We start from the raw sequence: 22,936 nt of genomic DNA, 5'->3' as shown, positions 1-22,936 counted from the left end.
AGGGAGCATACATCCCGCAATCGACAGTTTATTTCGATAATCCTGCAGAGCGGCCGCCACGAAATGCAGCGGCCTGGCGACCACGAGAATTCGTTGATTCGCTCTCTGAGCTGTTAGATGAAATCGAGGACTCACCACATGTCGATCCAGATCGGTTACAATTCACCGACCTTTGTGTGGCCGAGATAGCACCCCGGTACACAACCAGCGACCCACAAACAGGAGATACCGTCGCCACGCCAGAATTGTACGAGGATCAGGGAGACATCACACTCGGGTATTTCCGTCGTGAGGGAAGCCTCTCTGCGACCGAAGTTCGGGATTCCCTCGATACTGCAATGCCGGGTGAAACGCGGTCTCCCCCACAGCTCATCCAGATCACTGAAGCAACGGCTAAACCAGCTCGGTCAAGTCGAGAGACGCAGCAACCAGCGGGGCGACACAAGTACTTCACAGAGGATGAAGCTGAGCGGGTAGAGAATCTTGATGCAACTCCTGCCGTCTGGATGCTGGACCAGGTTGCTGCAGCAACTGAAAGTCACCGGCCGCTTGATCCGGTACTCTCTGAAATTGAGCGATTTTTCCCACAGCTCGCAGAGACTGATCTCCTCGAGTTCATTCAGCTACAGGGACGCACTGAGACGAGTGAGCGATTCTACGCAAACGAGGTACTGTCGCGATGAGTGAAACGGTCCGAGAGTCTGACGACGAGGGGTCGCAAAATGAATACATCCCCCGGGTCGGTGGGGAGATTGATCTCGACATTTCGGTTGATAGCGAATCCCCCTTCGTGGTTATCCCTCGTGGGGGAGCAAAAGAGATCGGCCGGAGTTGCTATCAGGTTGAGACACGGAATGGAACGTATCTCGTCGACGTCGGACTGAATCAAGGCGACGGAGGATTATTCCCTGACCTCAGGGGCCTCGATGAGGGACAGATAGACGCAGTTTTTCTCACCCATGCTCATATCGACCACGTCGGCTCGCTCCCTCTGTTGGAGAGTTACGGCTTTCTCTCTGATCAGGCACCAGTAATTACAACGAGGCCGACAGCTGCGCTTGCAGACACATTACTCAGAGATTCGCTGAAACTTCACCGGCGAGCGACACAAAAACCAGGGAGAGAACAACAGTACTCGGAAACCGATCTGAGGAAAGTCATCGACCGATTCCGTCCCTGCGGATACCAGGCGGCAGACCTCAGTGATCACGTCGCACATATCGAGGATACCGAAACGCTCCATTTCGAATTTGGAAATGCGGCCCACCTACTGGGTAGTGCCTGGTTAGCACTAACAGTAGACGGCTCACGGGTAGTCTTCTCGGGAGATGTTGGCGGCCGGTCGAATCATCTTCCCGAAATCGATGAGCCTCCGCAGGCAGACGCCCTCTTTCTTGAATCGACATACGGAGACACCCATTCGCACACCAGTGCCACTGACACCCGAACGGACATCTACAACGAGGCTGTCGACGCAGCTACCGATGGGAAGCCAGTCCTCATCCCCTGCTTCGGGGTCGGGCGATCCCAAGAGTTGCTCTATATGTTCAAAAACCGGATTCACACGCTTCCGGAAGAGGACCGAAAGCAGCTCAACGTAGTCTACGATGGGATGGCGCAAAGCGCCACAGACACGTATAACGAGCACTGTAGAGCCGAGTTCGCAGCCGAATCGATCCGGAACTACATAGTGAATTCGGGTGACCAACAACCGTTCCTCTTCGATCAGGCGTCGGCCGCGAGACGAATGCCGATGTCTCGCGAGGAATTGCTCGAAGCTGATGAGACACCGATCATTATTGCTCCATCTGGAATGCTCTCGGGTGGGTTCTCACCGACCTACTTACTTGAATTCTGCCAGCGGTACGATGATGCACGCGTAATTCTCTGTGGGTATCAAGCCGAGGGGACACCTGGTCGTCAATTGGAGGACGCTATTGAGGAAGATCTCGAGAGAGTTGGTGTCACTCTTCCCTCGAACGGACTTAACGGAGGGATACCAGATGAGGGCGATGGAACCCGCGTGAAGGTGCCCGTAAGCTGGATAAGTCGATATCACGGCCTTTCAGCTCACGCAGCGCGAAATACGTTGCTTCAATTCGCTCGCCAAGTCTCACCGTCCCAAGTGTACCTTATTCACGGTGAACAGGAGCAACAAGAGAAGATGGCGCAGCACCTGAGAGATAATCTAGACTCGGTTTCCGAGATCCAGTTGACGGGAATGATGCATCCGGTATCTGTGACACCGGAGTTTCCTGAGGAAGAGATCGTCGGTGACAGGCCTGCGAAACGAATACTAGACGAGCGTGGTGCTGACATCGAGGTTAGCGATAGTGCCCAATTCGGTTCAGATGCAGTCCATGGGACGTTATCCGAATTTAGTGATCAAATCGAAGCGCTTGAATTAGCCCTGCGCACGTTGAGTGGTCAACTCGCCGTTGAACGACATGATAGTGGGTTTTCGGAAGAGGATATCCGCCAAATTGTCCGAGATGAGATGGACGAGATCGTCCGTGAAGCAGTCGAAGAGAACCAATCCAACTGACCGGAGTCAGAGCGTCTCCATAGGCGGAGACACCAGTCCGGATCAGAGGACAGACTCTATGGTGTCTACCTCGCTGCTGGAAATTTCAGGTCTATACGATTACTGTGCCTCCGTCGATGGTGTCCCGCTCGGAAGCTCGGGAATGGACAGGTCCACGCGGCGGAGCAGCTGGGCGTTGATCGCGACGATCACCGTACTCAGCGACATCAGGAGGGCGCCCACGGCGGGAGACAGCAGAATTCCAACCGGTGCCAATACGCCTGCTGCAAGCGGAATCGCGAAGACGTTGTACCCCGCCGCCCAGACGATGTTCTCCTGCATCTTCCGGTAGCTCGCCTTGCTGAGCTTGACCAGCCGAACGACGTCCATCGGGTTGTTCTGCACGAGGATAACGTCCGCCGACTGGACGGCAACATCCGTGCCGCTCCCGATTGCGATGCCGACGTCAGCTCGCGTCAGCGCCGGTGCGTCGTTCACACCATCCCCGACCATCCCTACGAGCTTGCCTTGGTCCTGAAGCTCCTGGACTTTCTCGTCTTTGTCTTCCGGGAGGACCTCCGCGAACACCGTGTCGATGCCCAGTTCGTTGGCGACAGCGTTGGCGACGTCCTGGGAGTCCCCAGTCAACATCGCCACCTCGATCCCCAGATCGTGGAGGGCGTCGACGACGCGGAAACTCTCCTCGCGGATCACGTCGGCCATCGCGAAGGCGGCGGTCAGCTCTCCGTCACGGACGAGATACACCACCGTCTGTGCGTTCTCTCCCGCATCGTCAGCGAACCGCTGGAGGTGGCCCGGAACCTCGCTATCGAGCTGTGAGAGCAGATTCGGACCGCCGACGTACACCTCGTTGCCGTCGACGGTCGCCCGGACCCCTCGCCCTTTGATTGCCTCGAAGCTGGACGCATCAGGGGCATTGAGATCACGTTCGTCAACTGCCTCGCGAATCGCTCGCGCGATCATGTGTTCGGAGTCGCTCTCGACAGCTGCCGCTAGTGCCAGCGCGTCGTCCTCGTCGACGCCGTTGACGGTCGCCATATCCACGACGCCGTGTTCGCCCTCGGTGAGCGTCCCTGTCTTATCGAAGATGATGGCATCCAGGTTCCGCGCGTCCTCCATCGCGATGCGGTCGCGAACGAGCATCCCGTTGCGCGCTGCAAGTGAGGTGTTGATCGCGACGACCAGCGGGATAGCGAGCCCGAGGGCGTGTGGGCAGGCGATGACGAGCACCGTGACGACGCGTTCGATGACGGTCGCGTCGAACGAGACCGCGACCGTCCACGCGATTGCGGTCACGACTGCCGCCCCGAGCGCGACGTAGAACAGCCAGCCGGCCGCGCGGTCGGCCAACACTTGCGTCTTGGACTTGCTCTGTTGAGCTTCCTCGACCAGGCGCATGATGCCCGCGAGCGTCGTCTCCTCGCCCGTCGCACCGACGCGAACACGGAGACTGCCGTCGCCGTTGATGGTGCCGCCGATGACCTCGTCGCCAGGCTCTTTCGAGACGGGCTTGGACTCGCCGGTGATCATCGACTCGTTGACGTCGGAGTCACCCTCCTCGACGGTGCCGTCAGCAGGGACACTTGCGCCCGGCCGGACGAGCACGAGATCGCCCTCAGAGAGTTCACTGACGGGAACCTCCTCGGTCTCCCCGCCGTCGGTGATGCGCTCTGCGGTGTCGGGCATCAGCTTTGCCAGTTCGTCGACTGCGCTGGAGGCCCGCCGGACCGACCGCATCTCGATCCAGTGCCCCAGCAGCATGATGTCGATCAGCGTGACGAGTTCCCAGAAAAACGCAGACTGCGTCGGGAAGACCACGCTCGCGAGACTGTAGACAAACGCGACCGAGATGGCCATCGAGATGAGCGTCATCATCCCCGGTGATCGATCTTTCAGCTCCGGGAGTGCCATCTGGAGGAATGGAACGCCACCGTACGCGAAGACGATGACCGCGAAGACAGGGTTGATCCACTCGCTGCCCGGGAATACAGGGACGGAGAAGCCGAGCCACTCCTGTAGCATTTCGCTGTACAGGAGAACGGGAATCGACAGGAGCGTCGAAATGAAGAAACGCCGGCGGAACATCTGCTCGTGGCCTTCGTGCATCCCGCCATGGCCCTCGCCGTGTCCCTCGTGGGAATCGTGGCCGTGCCCGTCGCCCTCGTGGCCGGCGTGTTCGTGCTGTTCGTGGGACGCCATCTCACCTGCCGCAGCAGGGTGAGCCTCCTCCTCCAGTAGCTCCTGTTCTACCCCTTCTTCGTCAGATTCCGCGACCGCTTCATCGTGCTCACCGTGTTCGTGCTGGTGACTGGTGGTGTCCGGCTGGTCCTCTCCTCCCGGGGAATTCTCAGTTGTATCTTTGTGGTCGTCCATGAGTCATGTTCTCTATTGAGGTGGTTCCGCCGGCTTCCTGAATCTTCGGCCCTGAAACCGTACAGCAAGACCAGCGTAGACAAGCTCCGAAGACAACAGTTAGTCGTCGTCTCGAAGCGACTTGTGCTATCCGCAGCGCACGATACTCAGGCGTGAGCGGTGTATCCCGCGTCTTCGACGGCCGCCACGAGGGCCGTGACCTCTGCCTCGCCGTCGACACTTGCCTGTTCACTCTCCCTGTCGACGGTCACGGAAGTTACGCCAGTGACCTCTTCAAGGGCCTCTTCGACCGTCTGCTCACAGTGACCGCACGACATTCCTTCCACGGTGATGGTCGTCGTCATACAGAGGTACATACGGCTCCCTCTCTTTAGCGGATTTCCCCTTCGATTATACTGGTCTCTTGGGGGTCAAACTTTAGATTCCAAGTGATACGTGCAGCCGCAACGAACCAAATCTCAGATTCAGCAACTGATGATGGCGGGAAGACTCAGGTATCGTTGTGGCGCTCCAGATACGTCTTCGCCGCTAAAAAGACGTATAGTGCGCCGATAGCCCGAATACCTGAGCGGAATCGCTCGTTCCATTCGATCGACTCCGGACGCTCGTACAGGAACGCGGTGGCAAATCTTCGATACAGATCGGGAAACAGGAAGACGATAGCGCCGAACACACCGGTAAGATTCATCAGCCACGCGTATGCTCGCCCATTGAGGAGGGAAATCGCAGCTATCAGAACGCCCTCAGACCGGATAGCTGGGCCGACCCACCCTCTCACCGTTCCCTCGCTTGGATTCGCAATCGCGAGTTTCTCGAAGAGTTTGACGATTTTGTCCGGGAACAGCGCTGAGAGAGCGCCAAGGACACCCACGAGTGTTCGAATCATACGATACTGTACGACCGGTACGGACATAATTCCCGCTGCGACCCTACACTGGCGAGAATAAGGGGAATCCGTACAATAGCGACTTCGAATGAGGAACAACGCCCAGAGGCCGCTTCTCGAATGAACGTCCCGAATCCTCAGGGGTTCGGGGCATACAGGGCGTAGAGGATCGACAGCATCCCGGCGGCGGTGACGAGTGCTGCGACGAATCCCGCTTCGAAAATCGACACTTGGAGGAGTTCGAAGAGAACGCCTTCAAGGAGGCCACCAAGGCCGACCAGCGCAAAGCCAGCGGCGACGTACAGGAGTAACTGCGTGTGATGCCGTTGGTATCCGCGATAGGCCTGGTAGGCGATCACCAGCGCCAGGGCGGTCGTGAACAGCTTGCCGATGACGAATAGGGTATGTTCCATGAGTCAGTCTCCCCGCATTTCCTCGAAGATGGACGTAATCCGGTCGGCGGGGTCCGGCCGAACATCGATCTGCACGTCGAAGCCCTCTGATTGGAGGAGTACTTCGACACGTTCGAGGCGCGCCTCGTACTCGCTGTAGTGCCGTCCGCCGGGGTCGACGTGCGTGTACTCCTCGAGGAGGCCCTGCTCGACGAGGCGGGTGACACGCCGCGAGACGGTCGGGCGTGACATGTCGCATTCCTCGCTGAGCTCCTTCGCAGACAGGCGGTCGGTCTTCGTCGCCACGAGGATGTCGCGGGCGTACTCGTCGTCGAGCGTCGCGAAGACCTCCGATGGGTCGGCCTCCTCAGTCACACGTCCGTACTCGCTACAGGAGGGTAATATAGCCCGCCGGTTTTCTGACTCAGAACGCCGGCTCGCTATTATATCGTCTCTACCCGCCTACTGATAGTTGAAGGTGCAATAATTATGTCCACACTCGACTCCGGCATGAACCAGCTCGAGAGCAGAGTCGGCGGTCTGACCGTCGGCGGGAAAGTCCACAGCCTCAGCGCGTGGTTCGTGCTCGCGCTCCGTCTCATGATGGGATACGCGTTCGCGTACTCCGGGTTCACGAAGATCACCGGCGAGTTCGCCGCCGGCGGCTACCTGTCGAACGTCGCCGCGACGAACGGCAACCCGCTCGCAGGGATGTTCGCGTGGATGGGTAGCACGCCGTGGTTCGTCGAGTTCGCGAACGTCGCCGTGCCGTGGGGCGAGCTGTTCATCGGCCTCGGGCTGCTCGTCGGCGCGTTCGTCCGCCTCGCGGCGTTCTTCGGCGCGCTCATGATGCTCATGTTCTACTTCGGGAACTGGGATATGGGTCACGGGTTCATCAACGGGGACTTCGCGTACATGCTCGTGTTCCTCGCGGTCGCCGCGTTCGCCGCGGGCCGCATCCTGGGCCTCGACCAGTACATCGAGAACTACGACGTCGGCGGCGAGACGCTCGTCGAGCGCTACCCCGCCCTCGAATACATCCTCGGCTAACCACGCCGAGCCCTTTGGGAGTACAACAATGCAAAATCCAATTCAAGCACGCGGGATTCGTTCTCTGGGACTCATCGTCGTTGGAGCGCTGGCACTGGCCGTCGTCGCCGGAATGGCGCTAACGCACGCGACCGTCCCAGATGCAATGATGTGGGGCTGGCATGACGGCATGTGGAACGACGGCCACATGGCCGGCTGGGGTGGCTGGGGCTGGGGGATGATACTGTTCGGTCTCCTGTGGATGGCACTCCTCGTCGCCGTCCCCCTCGGTCTCATCTACTGGCTGGGGACGCGGCCGCAATCGAACGGCCCCGCCGAGGATAGCGCACTCGCGGTCCTCCAAGAGCGGTACGCCCGTGGCGAGATCGACGACGAGGAATTCGACCGCCGTCGCGCCCGTCTCACACCAGATGATGGACGGTAGCGGACGGTCGTTCCCTACTCGCTGACTTCAGTTTTCACGACGGTTGCCGGACGCGTCGTCAATCGGAGAACGCGGTCGGTGACACTTCCGAGCAACGCCCGATATTCGTCCGGCCGGCGTTTGGTGCCGAGCACGAGGAGATCGGCGTCACAGTCGTCTGCGTGATTCACGATAGTCTCAGCGGGGCGGCCATGTTGCATCGACATCTCGACATCGACATCGGCCTCTGCGGCTCGGTGTCGGAGTTCCGAAAGCGTCTCATCGCCGTGTTCTTCGAGACCGTGTTCGGGTCCTTCAGCCTCGTCGACGTACTCGTCCCCGCTGTACGCAGTCACGACATCCTCGTCGACGACGTAGAGCACATGAAGGACTGCGTCGTGGGCGGCTGCGAGCTCGAGTGCGTGTGTTTCAGCCTCTTCAGACGCAACAGTTCCATCGGTCGACAGGAGAATTCGGTCGTACATTCAGCCGGAATTCAAAGGCGGGTACCATAAATTCGGCTTCCAATTCTCTCCCCTCAGGAGTCACAGGAGCATGTTCAGTATGGCCACGTCAGGGGATGTGCCCAAGAACGACCGACGGACTCAATCGATACTGTAGAACCCTCGACGAACTGTCCGTTAGTGGTCGTGTCCCTCCATCACCATCGGATGCCCGGTGGCGTATTCGTCCGGATCCTTCTCGAAGGTCTCCTTGCAGGTCTGCGAGCAGAAGTAGTACGTCTCACCGGCGTGGGTCGCCGATGGCTCGCTGTCGTCAGTCCGCATCCCACAGACGGGGTCACGGTACTGGCCAGGCGCACCGAGGCCGCGACGATAAACGTACAGGAGAAACCCGGAGAGCGCGAACGCAATGAGGTTGAGGTAGAACGTGTAGTTGAGCTCGAAGTACGTTTGCTCGGTCGCCGTCTCGCCACCCGCCAGATCTGGGACTATTCCCAGCGCGTCGAACAGCAGTTCCATAAGGAAGCCAGTAAACGCCATCGTCACGAAGAAAACGCCGAGGATGTACAGCATAATCTTCCAGCCGTAGTACTTCCGGTAGACGTTCAACACGGGAATCGTGATGAGGTCGGCGTAGACGAACGCGATGATCCCGGCGAAGCTGACGCCACCGCCCCACAGGGCGACTGCGAACGGGACGTTACCCATACTGCCAACGAAACTGAGCACGGCGATGGTGACACCCATAATCGCGTTCTCGGCGGTCACGAGAAGCCCGTCGCCCTGGATGAACAGGGTGTTCCAGACCCACTGGGGGACGAAGACGATAACGAACCCAGAAATAAGGAAGCCAGCGACGATGTCCTTCCAGATCATCGACCACTCCTTGCGGTACTGATTCCCGACTTTGTACCAGCCACCCCACGACAGCAACTCGTCACGCCACCCGCCGCTACTCGACGTCTCCTGACGGTAGGTCTCCATACAGCCCTCCGAGCAGAATTTGAGCGTCTCACCGCCGTCGGTCGTGAGCGTGTATTCGTCTTTGCCTTCCATCCCGCAGGTCGGGTCTTCGGTGACGCCCGCCTCACGGTCGCGCTCGTTGAGCGTTTCTCGAACTTCGGCAAAGAGATTCTCGGGGAGCGTGAGGTGGACGATCACCGCCATCACGGCGATGAGGATGAGACCGCCCAGCAGTTCCGCCAAGAGGAACTCCCAGCCGAGCAGAATCAGAATCATCAGCCCGAGTTCGACGATCAGATTCGTCGACGCGAACATGAACGCGAGAAAGTTGACCGCATGCGCTCCCTTCTTGAACAGTCCCTTCCCGATGGCGACAGCGCCGAAACTGCAGCCACTACTGGCCGCACCGAACGCAGTCGCCTTGGTGAGCCCGCTCAGATCACCGTCGCCCAACACCTGTGCCATTCGCTCCTTGGAGACGTAGACCTGGACGAGACTCGTGATCGTGAGGCCCATAATGATCGCCCACGCAGCCGTCCAGAGGAAGCCCACTCCGATACGTAGAGCTTCGGAGATGCCATCAATCATCGTCGCTACCATAGGTATCAGTTCGAAGGGATCATCTATTGCAGTTTTCCTTCAGATAGTTCGGGTCAGAGCCGTGGTGAGTAGGTATTAAAAAGAATTGTGGCGGGTGGAACACGCAGGTCAAAGGCACAACCGCATTGAATAGTTAGTGCGTAGTATAATCTGAGAACCCCAACTCACGGAGGGATCACACTATGCCGACAAATTCAGACGGTACGCGACTTGTTACGCTCCTCCTCGTTATCATCGGTGCCGTATTCATCTTCCCGTTGTTCTTCATGGGCTTCGGGATGATGGGGTTCGGTCCGATGATGGGCGGGATGTGGGGCGGTCACATGTGGGGCGACGGGACGATGCCTGGCTGGATGTTCATCGTCGGCATCGTGATGCAGCTGCTGTTCCTCGCCGCACTCGTCGGTGGTGGGTACCTCATCTATCGCGCAGTTACGGGAGCTGCGAGTGACTCGGACCAAGCACTCGAAGAGCTTCGGCTTGCCTATGCTCGCGGCGAGCTGACTGACGAGGAATACGAACAGCGACGCGAAGCACTCGAACGAGATACCTGATTAAGACAAGACATCAAAGCTGAAGGATGACCGGCTACCCCGACCACCGTCAACAGTCTCCCCGTCCGCAACTTCCAGCGTGGCTTGACCGATACACGACGGTGGGGTTATACGGGCTCCTCATCGGGACTGGACTCTGTCTGGTCGCGTTCCTCACGAATCCCGTTCCCGATCCCTCGTTCCCGTGGGCGACGCTGCCCGAGTCTCTACGATTACCGATTGCACAGCCCCGGATCGAACACTGGCCCATGACCTACACTATCGGCATCTGGCTGTGGATTATCGGCTTTCCCGCGCTATTCCTCGCTGGCTATAGACGATTCGGAGACTGGATGCCGTTCGGAACACCGATGTGGCTTGCTGGATTTCCGGCGCTCGCGATGCTCAGCTGGACGACATACTGCCGGTTTTTCTGGCCGAAGCTTCATCCGCCGACCTGGAACGCTCCCTCCTACACGGTCGTCTGCTGGCTATACTGCTCCTCGTACAACGTGCTCTGGAGTAATCTTGCCTATCTGATTGCGTTCGTCGGCGTCGCCGCGACAGTTCTAGCTGTGCGACGCCGGCACGTAGCCGGATACATCCTACTCGGGTTCGGAGTCTTCGCACTTCCCCTCGGATTGCCAGCTGTGTATGAGGGATATCGCCGGATAACTAAAACACACGGTGAAGTGAGGCCTTGATAGCGGTACAGGGCGCAAGCTCAAGAATCTCGGTGCGCACGAACGAATGCCCGGCGGAGGACAGTCAGGAGTACGTAGGTTTCGTACTTCTGGGTCTGACAGTGCTCACACGGCTGCATATCTGCGACGATCTCCGCTATCGCGTCGTCGTGGTCTTCTGTGAGAGTATCGAGTGCATCCCCAATCTGGGGCTGAACGGCCCCGATCATCTCCTCGACAGCGTCATTGGCTGACGCCGGCAGTGAGTACGAGAGGACGATCGTATTCGCGTGGTAGTACTTCGTCGTCCCACCGCGCCCTTCCTCAAAGCGGACGACGTCGACGAGACCGGCATCCCGTAACTCGTTGATGTGATGACGAACCGTGTTCTCCGTGCGGTCGACGCCGCGGTCCTCTAAACGGTCGTGGACCTCAGTTGCGGTCAGCGCCTCCTCAGAGAGGATATCGAGAATCATCGCCCGCATCGGTTCGTCGATGGCGTCCGAAACCCGGGTGTCTCGCACCGCGATGTCCTCAAGCCGGTGGTCGGTACCGGAACTACTCATACGAGAACTGAGTATGAGCAGGCGGGAAAAGCTAGCGGGACGCTGCTTTGAACTCAGGTTACTGGGTTCGTGATACCGAAAGCCCTAGACGACCCGTTTGACTGTTCCAATCACCTATATCCGTATTCAAACATATCATCTAAAAAATACTTATTGGGGTACGGGCACTACCTCAAACTGTAATGAGCGACACAACCCAGTTCCGCGTCATAGATTTCGACTGCCCGACCTGCGCGAGTACCGTCGAACGCGCCCTGTCGAACGTCGACGGCGTCCAGCACGTCGAAGTCCACTACGCGACCGGCCGCGTCGAGATCGAGTACGACGACAGCGTCGCTGACCCCGACACCTTCGCACAGACCATTGAAAACCAGGGGTACACGCCCCAGCCCGCCTAACACCATGAACAAACAATCGATCACGCAGTACTACCGGAAACACCGGAAGGCCATCGTCACGGCGACGAGCGGTCTCCTCTACGGCGGTGGCTGGAGTCTGGGCTACCTCACGAGTTTTAATACGGCCAGCGCCGCCATCCTCGTCCTGGCGACGCTCGTGGGTGGCTACGACATCGCCAAAACCGCCTACCACGAGGTCACCAACCGGACGCTCGGAATCAAGACGCTGGTGACGCTAGCCGCCATCGGGGCCATCATCATCGGGGAGTACTGGGAGGCCGCCGCCGTCGTCTTCCTGTTCAGCCTCGGCAGCTACCTCGAGGGACGGACGATGCGGAAGACCCGGACTGCCCTCCAGGAGCTGTTGGAGATGACGCCCGACACGGCGACCGTCCGTCGCGACGGGGAACTCCAAGAAGTCCCCGCCCGCGAGGTCGAAGAGGGCGAAGTCGTCGTCGTAAAGCCGGGCGGGAAGATTCCGGTTGACGGCACCGTCGTCGACGGCGAGAGCGCCGTCAACCAAGCACCAGTCACCGGCGAGAGCGCGCCCGTCCACAAGGCCGACGGCGACGAGGTCTACGCCGGGACGGTCAATCAAGAAGGCGCACTGGAGATCCGAACGACGGGTGCGGGCTCGGATACGACGCTCGAACGGATCATCCGCCGTGTCGAGGAGGCCCAAGAGGCTCAGTCGCCGACCGAGAGTCTCATCGACCGGTTCGCGAAGTATTACACGCCGGCCGTCATCGTGCTCGCTATCGGTGCGTACGCCGTCACGCAGAACGCGATCCTGTCGCTGACCCTGTTGGTCATCGGCTGTCCCGGCGCGCTGGTCATCGGGCCACCGGTCAGCATCGTCTCGGCCATCGGCAACGCCGCTCGGTCTGGCGTGCTGATGAAGGGCGGCGAACACCTCGAACGCGCCGGCAAGATCGACCTTGTCGCCTTCGACAAGACCGGCACCCTCACGAAGGGCGAGACCACCGTGGCCGACATCGAGGGTTTCGGTATCGCCGATGACGAGGTCCTCACGCTCGCGGCGACCGCAGAGAAGAAGAGCGAACACCACCTCGCCGACGCCATCGTCGACGCAGCCCGCGAGCGCCCGACTGCTGCGACGGACGGTGGGGCTACGGTCGCCCAGGCGGACGATACGGACGCCAGCCTCCAGTCGATTCCCGATCCGGACGATTTCGACGTGGTCGCTGGTAAGGGCGTTATCGCCCATACCGATGGCCACGAAGTCGTTGTCGGCAACCGCGCACTGCTGGACGACCGCGACATTGACGTCCCCAGCCGGGTCGCCGACTACGTCCGCGAGCGTGAAGGGCGCGGCGAGACAGTCGTCCACGTCGTTCGGGACGGGGACGTCATCGGCGCGATTGCGATGCGGGACGAGCTCCGGAAGGCCGCTCCTGGGGTCGTCGCGGCGCTCCAAGACACTGGCATCGAGACGGTGATGCTCACCGGCGACAACGAGCGGACGGCCGCCGCCGTTGCCGAGGAGGTCGGCATCGACGAGTACCGCGCCGAACTCCTCCCCGAGGACAAGCAGACCGTCATCGAAGCCTACCAAGCCGACGGACACGTTGTCGCGATGGTCGGCGACGGCATCAACGACGCGCCGTCGCTGGCGACCGCTGACGTCGGCATCGCGATGGGTGCCGCCGGGACGGACACCGCCATCGAGACGGCGGACATGGCGCTGATGGCCGACGACCTCGAACGGATCCCGTACGCGGTCAAACTCAGCAAGGCGACGCGCTGGAACGTCCTCGAAAACGTCGGGCTCGCAGTGCTGACCGTGACCGTCCTGCTCGCGGGCGTGCTCACCAGCTACGTCACCCTCGCCGTGGGAATGTTGGTCCACGAGGCCAGCGTCCTCGCGGTCATCCTCAACGGGATGCGACTGCTTCGCCACTGACCACTCAGATGCGATTATCACCACCACTCATGACATCGAACTCGACTGCGAGCGCCGAGACCCAGACTATAACCAATTGGAAGGTAGACTACGACGTCGATCCGATCGAAATTCGCGACCCTGTCGCGGAGGCCCTCGGCGTCCTCGAACCGGGCGTCCCGTTCGTCATCACCTATAGAGACGCGGTGAAAGAGGCGGGACACTCCTGTCCGACTGCCTCGGGCGCCTACCGGATCGTCCAGTTGGGGCTCGATGCCCTCTATCCCGACGACTATCCAGTCCGGAGCGAAATCGAGATGCAGGCGGCTGGCCCGCAGGACGATGCTGAATACGGCGTGATGAGCCGCATCATCTCGTACGTCACTGGCGCGACCGAAGACGACGGATTCAGCGGGCTCGCCGGCGGCTACGGCGGCCGCCGCGACCTCCTCGTCTTCGACGCGTTCGACCCGGACACGGCGGATCCGACTTTCCCGGTTCCGGCGAACCGACACGGACGAGACCGTCGAAGTGACCTACCACGTCAGCGACGTTCCTGACGGTGGGCCCGCAATCGGGAATCTCCAGGGAATTCTAGTAGGGGTCCGCAAGCGTGAAGCAACGGGGGGCCTTCGCAGAGGCCTGGCACCGTCGCATACAAGTCGTCCTCGACGACGACTCGTTGTTCACCGTCGAGACAGCGTGACTACGACACTACGTCCTAGTCTCGAAAGCCGAGTAATCGAAGCCCGTTCAGGGACACGAGGACCGTCGATCCCTCGTGGCCGACCACGGCCAGCGGTAAGGGGATACCGCGTAACAGAATCGTGCCAACCATCAGCGCAATCGCACCAAAGGCGATTGCGAGGTTGACTGTCAGCGTCCGGCGCGTCCGGCGACCGAGTCCGAGCACGTAGGGAATCTTCCCGATGTCGTCGCCCATCAACACGACGTCAGCCGTCTCTAGGGCAACGTCGGTCCCGGCACCACCCATCGCGATCCCGAGAGTCGCCGTCGCCAGTGCCGGTGCGTCGTTCACGCCATCACCCACCATCGCGACGTTCTCGTAGCGATCCACCAGCTCTTCGATGGTCGCCACCTTCTCTTCCGGCAGTAGTTCCGCCTGCACCTCGTCGATACCGACTTCGTCAGCGATCTGCTGGGCGACGCGTTCGTTGTCGCCGGTCAGCATGACGATGTGCTCCACGCCGAGCGACCGGAGGTCCTCGATCATTTCTGCAGCCCCGGGGCGGACCGTGTCGGTGAACGCAAGCCATCCCAGTACCGTGGCGTTGCCGGCGTGCTCGCGGGCGACGAGAACGCTGGTCTTCCCCTCCGCCTCCAGGGTCCGAAGCCTGTCGAGACCAAGTTCGAGCCCCTCGATCGCAGCGTCTTCGAGAACCGTCTCGACGTAACTCCGATTCCCGATGTGGATGGTTCCGTCGTCGACATCGGCGCGCACTCCCTTCCCGGCCTCCGACTGAAACCGACGTGCATCGGGGACGTCGAGGGCGCGGGCTTCGGCTTCCGAGACGGTCGCACGAGCGAGGTGGTGCTCCGAGCGTGCCTGGACGGAGGCTGCAAGCGAGAGCAGCTCGTCGGCAGTCAGCGACTCGTTCGCGAGGCCGTCCCGGACGAACACGTCCGTCAGCTGTGTCTCGCCCCGGGTGAGTGTGCCCGTCTTGTCGAACGCGACCGCGTCGATGTTCGCCGCCGCCTCGACGTGTTCGCCACCCTTGAACAGAACGCCCTGTCTCCCACCGGAGGCAATAGCCGACAGCACCGCCGCCGGCGTCGAGATGATGACGGCACACGGCGAGGCGGCGACCATCAGGGTCATCGCGCGGTAGAACGTGCTAGTGAACTCGCTTCCGAGCACGAGCGGGATAGCGATCGCCGCAATTGTGAGCCCGAACACACCGAGGACGTACGGCTGCTCAAGGCGGTCGATGAGCCGCTGTGTCGGCGCCTTCTCGCTCTGAGCACGCTCGACCATGTGGATGAGCCGGCTGATCGCCGACTCGTGAGCCTGCCGTGTGACCTCAATCTCCAGGCTGCCGCTCTCGTTGATCGTCCCGCCGAACACTTCGTCGCCGGGCTCTTTCGGCACGGGCACTGATTCGCCAGTGAGCGACGCCTGATCGACCGTTCCCTCGCCAGACGCGACGACGCCGTCGAGCGGAATCTTGTCGCCGGGACGGACGACGAACACGTCGCCCACGGCGACCTCGTCGATGGCCACAGTGACCTCCTCACCGTCGCGGAGGACCTGTGCCTCGTCCGGCCGCATCTCGACGAGTGACTTGATCGCCCGTCGCGAACGGCCAATCGCGTAGTGCTGGAGCGTGTTCGACAGCGAAAACAGAAACAGCAGCATCGCGCCCTCGAATGGTGCGCCAATCGAGAGGGCACCGAGGGCAGCGACGATCATCAACAGGTCGATGTCGACCGCACGGTGGCGGAGCGTCTCGACCGCGCCTTTAAGCCCGTACCAGCCACCGAAGACGTATGCGACGCCGTATCCGGCCCACATGAGAAGCTGTGGACCTTCGAGCCATCCCGTCACTAGGCCGACCGCCATCCCGAGGAGGGTCAAGCCGACGAACACGACCTCCCGCCTGAGTTCCGAGCGGGTGCTCACGTCATCCGTTGCTGTCTCAGATTCGTCCTGAATCGACACGTGGCGGTCGCGGACAGCGTCTCGAATCGTTTCTTCTGAGGTGACGGTCCCGTCATAGGTGATCCGGGCGTCCCCTGTTCGAAACGAGACGTCGACATCGTGGACGCCGGAGAGACGCCTAAGATGTCGTTCGAGCGCCCGTGCTCCCGCGTCGCCACGACCACCTCGTCGTTCAATGTGGATCGTACACGTCGAGAGAGGTGGTGCTTCAGTAACAGCCACGTTCTCGATACCTATGGGTTGGTTTGATTTCACGTTTGAGGTGGGCCCACGAGCATTTATCCGATCCTGATCTCGGCACACGAGTCGAGGATTTCATCCAATGATGGTTACCGGGATCTGTGCTCGGCGAGTAACTGTCTCGGCGACACTTCCGAGGAACGTTCGGTCTAGGCCTGACCGACCGTGGCTCCCCATAACGATCTGGTCGATGCCGTTGTCGGCGGCGTAGTCGAGAATCTCACGCGCTGGTTTCCCGACTTCAGTGACTGTAGCGAGCACAATATCGTGGTCCGCCGCAAGATCCGTCGCGGTCGTGTGAATCTCGGTCGCCCGCTCCTGGGCGGTATCGTACCAGTCCTCTGCGACTGGCAAGCCACCGGCCTCTACATCGATTACCGAGTCGATCGGGTTGATGACGTAAATTGTGGTGATGGTGGCGTTCGGGAAGGTCTCGAGTGCGTACATAAGTGCACGCTCGGCAAGCGGGGAGCCGTCCAAGGCGACGAGAACGTTGTCAGGCATACGATAGAGTTCGGGAAGTGTTGAGAAGAGTGTAGTGCCGAAAACTCGGTACCTGGGAGTACCGTTAATTATGATGCGTGCCCCAATCGGAGGTATGGCCAGTTTCCGCTCGTGGGTCAACCAACATCGCCTCCTAAGCTTCGTTGTAATCGCCTATGTGTTCACATGGACGATCCAGGGGGCGCTCGCGTATTCGGAGATGGAAGCCTCCTGGACGCACTCGATCCTGATCGGCTTCGGCGGATTCGGTCCGCCGATCGGCGCGGCGGTGGTCATCTGGGCTTCCGGTGGAAGCCTCCGTAAGTGGATCGGCCAGATGTTCAAGTGGCGAATCGGTGCGAAATGGTGGGCGCTCGCGTTCGGCCTCCCCTTGATTATTCTCTCATTGGGCGTCTGGCTGTTCGTCTTAGCTGGCGGCCCAATCGACCTCACCGAATTCGAATCGCCCTTCATCTACCTGTTCGCGATGGTGTGGGGAACCGTGTGGGGTGGCGGCCAGGAAGATCTCGGCTGGCGTGGCTTTATGCTCCCTATCCTGCAGGACTCCTACAGCGCGCTGACCTCAAGTGTCATCGTGGGCGTCACGTGGGCTGCTTGGCATCTTCCGTTGTTCCTGAACGCGACGACCACCCACGGCGGCTGGCCGCTCTCCCAGCAACTCCTCTGGATGGTCTCCATCCTTGCTGGTTCCATCCTCTGGACGTGGATGTACAACAGCACCGGCGGCAGCGTGCTCGCCGTCGCAGTGTTCCATGCTGGCGTTAATGCGATGGGAATCTTCCATCCCGCTGACCCGGAAGCACTCATCCCGAATGGTGTTCCTGACCCGTGGCTGAACCTGCTCGCCGAAGTTACTGGGGCAGTTCCACTCGTGCTGATTGCTATCCTTCTCATCGTCGTCTACGGCGGAGACCGCCTCGCCGACCGCGACCCGCCGACCCCACAGGATGCCGGTCTCCCACCGGTAACTGAGAGTGATTACCGCGTGTGAAAACGCGGGTAACGACGGGGAGTTCTGCTTCGCCGAAAGAAAGAAAACGCCCCCAATCAGCTCCTGTCGTGCCAGAACGACTATTCAGATGCTGCCGGGTGCTATCCAGACCCACAATAGTACTATATTTGATATGAGCGTACTCTTTGTATGGTTTCCTCAAAGCAACTTCTCGTCATCGGGGTTGCTCTCCTTGTCGTTCTTGTGCCGGTCGCAGCCATCAGCTTTCTCTTCTTCCCACCGGATTTCGCGTACTCCTACACGACGTCTATCAGCACGAATACGACGATCGAGAATGCCACGTTCCATCTCCCGTTTCCCGCGGGCACGGACGTAGACGCTGACGCCGCATCGGACCTGTGGATCTACGACGACGACGGCACGGAGCTGACGACATGGGATGCATCCATCGTCCAGACCGCCTATGGTCCGATGCTTCGACTCCACGTCGACCGTCTCGTCGGCCAAGATCGGTACGTCCTCTGGACGTACGCACCGAACGGCTCGGTACTTGACCGAGAACAGATTGGCCTTGACGAGATTCCCGCGAACATGACCAACAAAGAGCTCTCCCCCGACCCGACTCGGTACTCGATTGCGTGGCAACAGTCGGTAGATCACGACATCGACACGCGGTATCCGATCGGGAACGCATCGTTCCTGGCACCGCTCGGAAACGTCTCTTCGTCCGATTGTGAGTACGCGTGGGACGATTCGGACGCATGCTGGGAGTTCACGACAGTCGCCGCAGCCACGTACGATACGCCAACCGAAGCGATCGTTACCGTCGACGAAATCCGATTCGAAGCCTGGAACGAGTGGGGATTCTGGCTCTCGAACAGCTTCAACACGTTCGAAGCGGGGACCACTCCTGCAATCTACGCGGACGGCCGCCAGGGATGGACGCAACTCGATGGCCATCTCCACGCCGGGATGGGGCGATACGACGGTCCGGCACGGTAACTGTTCACGACGCCGACGGCGAAAGCGACGACAGTGACACCACTTTTCTCGTTACACTGAGAGATCCGTCGTATGTTTCGAACCGAGCACGCCTCCTTCCCAAAGCGGTTCGGAGTGACGTTATTAGCCGGTACACCCGGGATCCTCGCTCTCAGCGGGTACATCTATCTTACGACGCCGGCGTCAGCTGTCCCGGCCGGACTATCGCTTCCACTCCTCGCTGTGTCTGCGGGTGTCAACTCACTGCTCCTCCTTACCGTCGCCTGTCTGGTTGGGACGTATACCGCTCCGCGAGTGGATCTGTCATCGTACCTTGTGGGCTGGGCAGGAACAGGCGACGACATTTGGCGACGTCTCCGGCCCGACGTTCTACTTGCTGTTAGCCTCGGCGTCATCGGAGGACTCCTGATCCTGCTTCTTGATGTCGCGCTGGCGCCGTTCATCGCCCAGGACCTGCCCCAGTCCGCGATCGGGGCGACCGACGCGACGGTGGTGAACGTCCTCGTGTATGCGCCGGTTAGGTTCCTCTATGGTGGTATCACGGAGGAGCTACTGCTCCGCTACGGACTCATGTCGGCGCTCGCATTCATTGGCTGGGTGCTCACCGGCCGTCAGTCGGGCGGCCCTGGATCGGGAGTTATGTGGGTCGCGATCATAATCTCTGCAGTGCTGTTTGGGATCGGCCATCTCCCAGCGCTCGCACAGTCCGTCGACCTAACCCAAGCACTCGTCGCCCGGACGATTCTTCTGAACGCGATTGCAGGCGTGCTCTTCGGGTGGCTGTACTGGCAACGGAGCCTCGAAGCAGCGATGATAGCCCACGCCGCCTTCCACATCCCGTTGGTAGTGCTCTCCCTTATACAGGTCGCAATACTCTGATACTCCCCACTCCCTGTGGCTCTGTGGCGAATATTTGCTGCTGAACGTTTACGATCGAGGTCGCAAGGCGTAATGTGTGGCATCAGGAGTCCGGACCTCGATGGCAGGAAGAGTTCGAGCGTGTCCAATCACCCAGTGATTGGGCGTGGCACACCGAGAGGGGGCCTTTAATCGGAGGATACCTGCTGCTAGCAGTCGCGTACTTTCGGGAGGCTGTCGCGATACCACAGGCCGCTGGATGATCTCTGTCGTTCACTCGTTACGAGGTTACCCATCAATCTCAGAGAGTGCCTCTGTCGCCACATCGCCAAGTTCTCCGGCCTCGATATGTGAATACCGCTCTCGAACCATCTCTTCGGAGTTATCGAGATACCGGGCGGCGACGGTATATCCGAATGCTCGAACGAGAACTTCACCCATCCCACGCCGACCGCCGTGGGGCGCCAGATAGTCGTGTTTCGGATGGTCGATGTCGATTTCTACGGCCTCCGAGAGCCGTTGGAGAATCGACCGTGCGCCGTCCGTCGTGATTGACGGCGGCCGAATGTCCTCATTGAGCGCCAGCAGGAGGTCGCGAGCGTATTCGTCACGGCGCTCAGTAATTGCTTCTGGGCGTTCCCCTCGTTCGGCTAGCTCTTCCCGGACGAGTTCTGCGAGCGTCCGTTGGTCGAACGTCGGAAACACCGGCCAGCGCTCCGTGGGTGGATCCATCAGCTGGCGATAGCTTCGTAGCGGAGAAATCACTGGATCGGGGAGACTCGCGGCGTCCCACTTCTGTTTCTTCCGGTAGACGTCCATACTCCCATCGTCAAGGGAGAGATCCCCCCAGCGGACTCCGCGCCGACGCGGGTCGTTCGGGTCCCGGAGGAGTTCCCCGACGCGGACAGCTGTGTACGTGAGAACGAACACCAGCGCCCGGTCACGAGCCGCCTTCAGCGCCGCGTAGCGTGCTCTCTGCTTGTCGAGTGGGTCAGTATCCTCTGGGAGTGTCGTGTACGCCTCGACGGCGTCGCGTGCCCGTTCGTCGACGTGGCGGGTGAGGGCGTGGCGCTGTTCAGATGTCCAGGCCTGCTGGTCGCCGGGCTTGCGGCCGTCATCCTCGGGGAGTGGGGCCATCGCACTCGCCCGTTGAGCGTAGTGTGCTTCGAGATACCCTTCGTTGACACACCAGCCACACCACGCAGAGATATAGCGGTAATAGGTTTGGACGGTGTTCTGTTTGAGGCCACGGTCACCAGCGAGATGCCGGGCGTATTCGCGGAAGACGCGTTCGTCGAGGTCCTCGAATGTGGGGTCGCGATCGACGTCGTCGGGGACGATCCCGGTCCAGTCGTCGTCGCCGCGGTCGCCGGCGGCCCACTCGGCGAACCGCTCGAGCTCGCGTGTAGCGTTTCGTCGATAGTTCCCACCGTCCCCACCGCGGCCTTTCCCCTTGTCCTGGAGGTAGCGCTCGAAGGAACCCGCAAGTGTCTGATCGGAACGGTTTCGAGGTGTACCCGGAGTCACGATTCTTCGTTTGCGTACTGGTAGGTCGGACGGACGTCCTCGAGAAGCTCTTCGATGATTTCCCAAAGGATCAGGGATGGGGTCTCGTGCTTGAATCTAATTCCCCAGCGTTCCTCCATATTGGTGATTGAGTATTGAAAATGCGCCTGTCCCAGATCGGGATGGTCCTCGTCTTGGTGCCAGCCGGCGTGAAAGCCCGTGTTCGGATCCGTGTAGTTGATACGGAACCAATTGTCTGGTTCCTGTCGATACCACTTGATGGTGAGTTCCGGTGAATCCGGGCCTGTCGGAGGGTCAAGACGGGCTGGGTCGAAAATCGCTCGCAGCTGCTTGGCTTCAATATCATCAGGAACGAACTCGACCGCCGTGATCTGTGGCACACGATCGAGGACATCCCGCTTTAGCTGCGCATAGAGGTTCGCGTTCGGATCACCACCTGGATGCGGGACAGACATCCGTTAGCTGTTAGCCTCAGCAGGTTCTGTCGTCGGACCGAGGAAGTCCCATTCGCGGATGGCGAAACCAACGATCTGGAGACGTCGCTGAAGGTGCTCCCACTCACGGGCAATCTCACGGCGACGGTCTTCCCCCTCAGCGTCTGAGGACTCGTCAGCGAGCGTTCCGCGGAGTTGGTTCGGAGACTCAACGCCGAATTCGTCCTCCCAGTCGCGGAGCTGCGTCTTCATCTCGGCGAGTCGGTCCGTGAGTTCCTCGACAGTGTGCCCGCTGTCTCGAAGACGCATCGCCTCCTGCATCGCCTGACGACGATAATCCGGGTGGTACGTCGTGTGGGTGCCGCTCTCGTCACGATGGAGAATACCGTCGTCGACGAGCCGGTCGAGGACGCGCTTGGTTGGTTCGTGTGACCAGCCCGCTTCGGAGGCGATCCAGTTTGCCGTCCGCGGCTCCGACAGCTGCCGGGCGGTCATCCGAACTCGGTCTTCACCCGTGGTCTGGCGTTCCATCAGGCTCTCAGAGTTCGACCCGTCTTCGGTCATACAACATCGTTCGAGCTGCGTCTTAATATAGATTGAGGCCATTAGTCCTATATCGAATTCTTTTCTTCGGTATCGTCTCGAGCTCAGCTGAGGAAACTCATCGAAATCCCGAACCTCTGTCTTGGCGACTCTACCCTGGGGGAAGCGACGTCCTGAGGCGATTGCAGCATTCGTGCTTACCAGACAGCGTCGGGGCACTTCAAAGTGGTCGTGATTACTGGTATAATCATAAACAGTGAGTATCGCAGTAGTATTGATAGAATATGGGTTTTAGGGACCTCATACACCGTAATAGCGGATATTGACCAATTTGTAAACCACATTTCGATATATATTTTCGCGGCTTCACGGAGTTCACAGTTTCGGAGGGTGGGCCGATTTTGGTCGAATCTCCGGCGATTCTGTGTCTAACTCTA

The 22,936-nt window shown here is 60.1% G+C and carries 24 protein-coding genes and 1 pseudogene; 12 read left to right on the top strand and 13 right to left on the bottom strand.

Features of this window, described 5'->3' with window-relative positions:
- Positions 1-176 precede the first annotated feature (176 nt).
- Positions 177-683, top strand: a complete 507-nt coding sequence (locus ACODNH_RS01260) for a hypothetical protein (protein ID WP_434530152.1) — start codon at positions 177-179, stop codon at positions 681-683.
- Positions 680-2,545: an MBL fold metallo-hydrolase gene (locus ACODNH_RS01255; RefSeq protein ID WP_434530151.1), complete on the top strand. Its 1,866-nt coding sequence runs from the start codon at positions 680-682 to the stop codon at positions 2,543-2,545. The genes ACODNH_RS01260 and ACODNH_RS01255 overlap by 4 nt, the downstream gene beginning before the upstream one ends.
- A gap of 99 nt (positions 2,546-2,644) precedes the next feature.
- Here the strand turns inward: ACODNH_RS01255 and ACODNH_RS01250 are convergent, their stop codons facing one another.
- The 5 genes from ACODNH_RS01250 to ACODNH_RS01230 all read right to left on the bottom strand — a co-directional run bounded on the left by ACODNH_RS01250 (position 2,645) and on the right by ACODNH_RS01230 (position 6,571).
- On the bottom strand, positions 2,645-4,918 hold the full coding sequence (locus ACODNH_RS01250) for a copper-translocating P-type ATPase (protein WP_434530150.1): 2,274 nt from the start codon (positions 4,916-4,918) through the stop codon (positions 2,645-2,647).
- 146 nt (positions 4,919-5,064) lie between these two features.
- Complete coding sequence (locus ACODNH_RS01245) at positions 5,065-5,262, bottom strand: heavy-metal-associated domain-containing protein (protein ID WP_006183483.1); 198 nt, start codon at positions 5,260-5,262, stop codon at positions 5,065-5,067.
- Between the two features lie 146 nt (positions 5,263-5,408).
- A complete protein-coding gene (locus tag ACODNH_RS01240) occupies positions 5,409-5,804 on the bottom strand; it encodes a hypothetical protein (RefSeq protein ID WP_006183484.1) in 396 nt (131 codons plus the stop codon).
- A 137-nt stretch (positions 5,805-5,941) separates the two neighbouring features.
- Positions 5,942-6,217: a DUF7521 family protein gene (locus ACODNH_RS01235; RefSeq protein WP_004515576.1), complete on the bottom strand. Its 276-nt coding sequence runs from the start codon at positions 6,215-6,217 to the stop codon at positions 5,942-5,944.
- 3 nt (positions 6,218-6,220) lie between these two features.
- Positions 6,221-6,571 (bottom strand): ArsR/SmtB family transcription factor, encoded by a 351-nt coding sequence (locus tag ACODNH_RS01230; protein WP_434530149.1) that lies wholly within the window; start codon positions 6,569-6,571, stop codon positions 6,221-6,223.
- 114 nt (positions 6,572-6,685) lie between these two features.
- Here ACODNH_RS01230 and ACODNH_RS01225 point away from each other — a divergent pair, with 114 nt between their 5' ends.
- Complete coding sequence (locus tag ACODNH_RS01225; RefSeq protein ID WP_058365957.1) at positions 6,686-7,246, top strand: DoxX family protein; 561 nt, start codon at positions 6,686-6,688, stop codon at positions 7,244-7,246.
- A 28-nt stretch (positions 7,247-7,274) separates the two neighbouring features.
- Positions 7,275-7,670, top strand: coding sequence for an SHOCT domain-containing protein (locus tag ACODNH_RS01220; protein ID WP_434530148.1), 396 nt, complete (start codon positions 7,275-7,277; stop codon positions 7,668-7,670).
- Between the two features lie 14 nt (positions 7,671-7,684).
- Here the strand turns inward: ACODNH_RS01220 and ACODNH_RS01215 are convergent, their stop codons facing one another.
- Positions 7,685-8,134, bottom strand: a complete 450-nt coding sequence (locus ACODNH_RS01215; RefSeq protein WP_434530147.1) for a universal stress protein — start codon at positions 8,132-8,134, stop codon at positions 7,685-7,687.
- Between the two features lie 156 nt (positions 8,135-8,290).
- Complete coding sequence (locus ACODNH_RS01210) at positions 8,291-9,676, bottom strand: permease (protein WP_434530146.1); 1,386 nt, start codon at positions 9,674-9,676, stop codon at positions 8,291-8,293.
- A gap of 182 nt (positions 9,677-9,858) precedes the next feature.
- On the opposite strand from ACODNH_RS01210, the gene ACODNH_RS01205 reads away from it, so the two are divergent.
- The gene (locus tag ACODNH_RS01205; RefSeq protein WP_434530145.1) at positions 9,859-10,230 is read left to right on the top strand and encodes an SHOCT domain-containing protein; all 372 of its coding nucleotides are present in this window, start codon (positions 9,859-9,861) and stop codon (positions 10,228-10,230) included.
- A gap of 248 nt (positions 10,231-10,478) precedes the next feature.
- On the top strand, positions 10,479-10,913 hold the full coding sequence (locus ACODNH_RS01200) for a hypothetical protein (protein WP_434530144.1): 435 nt from the start codon (positions 10,479-10,481) through the stop codon (positions 10,911-10,913).
- A gap of 20 nt (positions 10,914-10,933) precedes the next feature.
- Here ACODNH_RS01200 and ACODNH_RS01195 read toward each other — a convergent pair whose 3' ends face one another.
- The gene (locus ACODNH_RS01195; RefSeq protein ID WP_434530143.1) at positions 10,934-11,458 is read right to left on the bottom strand and encodes an ArsR/SmtB family transcription factor; all 525 of its coding nucleotides are present in this window, start codon (positions 11,456-11,458) and stop codon (positions 10,934-10,936) included.
- A gap of 182 nt (positions 11,459-11,640) precedes the next feature.
- Here ACODNH_RS01195 and ACODNH_RS01190 point away from each other — a divergent pair, with 182 nt between their 5' ends.
- The 3 genes and pseudogenes from ACODNH_RS01190 to ACODNH_RS01180 all read left to right on the top strand — a co-directional run bounded on the left by ACODNH_RS01190 (position 11,641) and on the right by ACODNH_RS01180 (position 14,465).
- A complete protein-coding gene (locus ACODNH_RS01190) occupies positions 11,641-11,856 on the top strand; it encodes a heavy-metal-associated domain-containing protein (protein WP_434530142.1) in 216 nt (71 codons plus the stop codon).
- Between the two features lie 4 nt (positions 11,857-11,860).
- Entirely contained in the window at positions 11,861-13,780 is a 1,920-nt protein-coding gene (locus ACODNH_RS01185) for a heavy metal translocating P-type ATPase (RefSeq protein WP_434530141.1), read from the top strand.
- Positions 13,781-13,809: 29 nt separating this feature from the next.
- A pseudogene (locus ACODNH_RS01180) lies at positions 13,810-14,465 on the top strand (hypothetical protein).
- Between the two features lie 15 nt (positions 14,466-14,480).
- On the opposite strand, the gene ACODNH_RS01175 reads toward ACODNH_RS01180, so the two are convergent.
- Both ACODNH_RS01175 and ACODNH_RS01170 read right to left on the bottom strand, forming a co-directional pair.
- Positions 14,481-16,661 carry a heavy metal translocating P-type ATPase gene (locus ACODNH_RS01175; RefSeq protein WP_434530224.1) on the bottom strand — a complete coding sequence of 727 codons (2,181 nt, stop codon included), beginning with the start codon at positions 16,659-16,661 and terminating at the stop codon, positions 14,481-14,483.
- A gap of 93 nt (positions 16,662-16,754) precedes the next feature.
- Complete coding sequence (locus ACODNH_RS01170) at positions 16,755-17,183, bottom strand: universal stress protein (protein ID WP_336022680.1); 429 nt, start codon at positions 17,181-17,183, stop codon at positions 16,755-16,757.
- 94 nt (positions 17,184-17,277) lie between these two features.
- Between ACODNH_RS01170 and ACODNH_RS01165 the strand changes: the two genes are divergently transcribed.
- The 3 genes from ACODNH_RS01165 (at position 17,278) to ACODNH_RS01155 (ending at position 20,016) form a co-directional block, all read left to right on the top strand.
- Complete coding sequence (locus ACODNH_RS01165) at positions 17,278-18,174, top strand: CPBP family intramembrane glutamic endopeptidase (RefSeq protein ID WP_434530140.1); 897 nt, start codon at positions 17,278-17,280, stop codon at positions 18,172-18,174.
- Between the two features lie 150 nt (positions 18,175-18,324).
- On the top strand, positions 18,325-19,137 hold the full coding sequence (locus ACODNH_RS01160) for a hypothetical protein (RefSeq protein ID WP_434530139.1): 813 nt from the start codon (positions 18,325-18,327) through the stop codon (positions 19,135-19,137).
- Positions 19,138-19,209: 72 nt separating this feature from the next.
- On the top strand, positions 19,210-20,016 hold the full coding sequence (locus ACODNH_RS01155; protein WP_434530138.1) for a CPBP family intramembrane glutamic endopeptidase: 807 nt from the start codon (positions 19,210-19,212) through the stop codon (positions 20,014-20,016).
- Positions 20,017-20,283: 267 nt separating this feature from the next.
- On the opposite strand, the gene ACODNH_RS01150 is transcribed toward ACODNH_RS01155, so the two are convergent.
- From ACODNH_RS01150 to ACODNH_RS01140, 3 genes are read right to left on the bottom strand one after another with little or no spacing between them, the layout of a single operon-like run.
- Positions 20,284-21,522 carry a phage integrase SAM-like domain-containing protein gene (locus ACODNH_RS01150; RefSeq protein ID WP_434530137.1) on the bottom strand — a complete coding sequence of 413 codons (1,239 nt, stop codon included), beginning with the start codon at positions 21,520-21,522 and terminating at the stop codon, positions 20,284-20,286.
- Positions 21,519-21,977, bottom strand: coding sequence for a hypothetical protein (locus tag ACODNH_RS01145; protein WP_434530136.1), 459 nt, complete (start codon positions 21,975-21,977; stop codon positions 21,519-21,521). Before ACODNH_RS01145 ends, ACODNH_RS01150 begins: the two co-directional genes overlap by 4 nt.
- 3 nt (positions 21,978-21,980) lie before the next feature.
- Positions 21,981-22,562, bottom strand: a complete 582-nt coding sequence (locus tag ACODNH_RS01140) for a DUF7342 family protein (protein ID WP_434530135.1) — start codon at positions 22,560-22,562, stop codon at positions 21,981-21,983.
- Positions 22,563-22,936 lie beyond the last annotated feature (374 nt).

Origin of the sequence: Haloarcula sp. NS06, assembly GCF_051122755.1 — an archaeon.
In the GTDB taxonomy this organism is placed as follows: Archaea; Halobacteriota; Halobacteria; order Halobacteriales; family Haloarculaceae; genus Haloarcula.
Note: the sequence above shows the minus strand (reverse complement) of the source record. Positions and strands in the feature narration are given on the sequence as shown.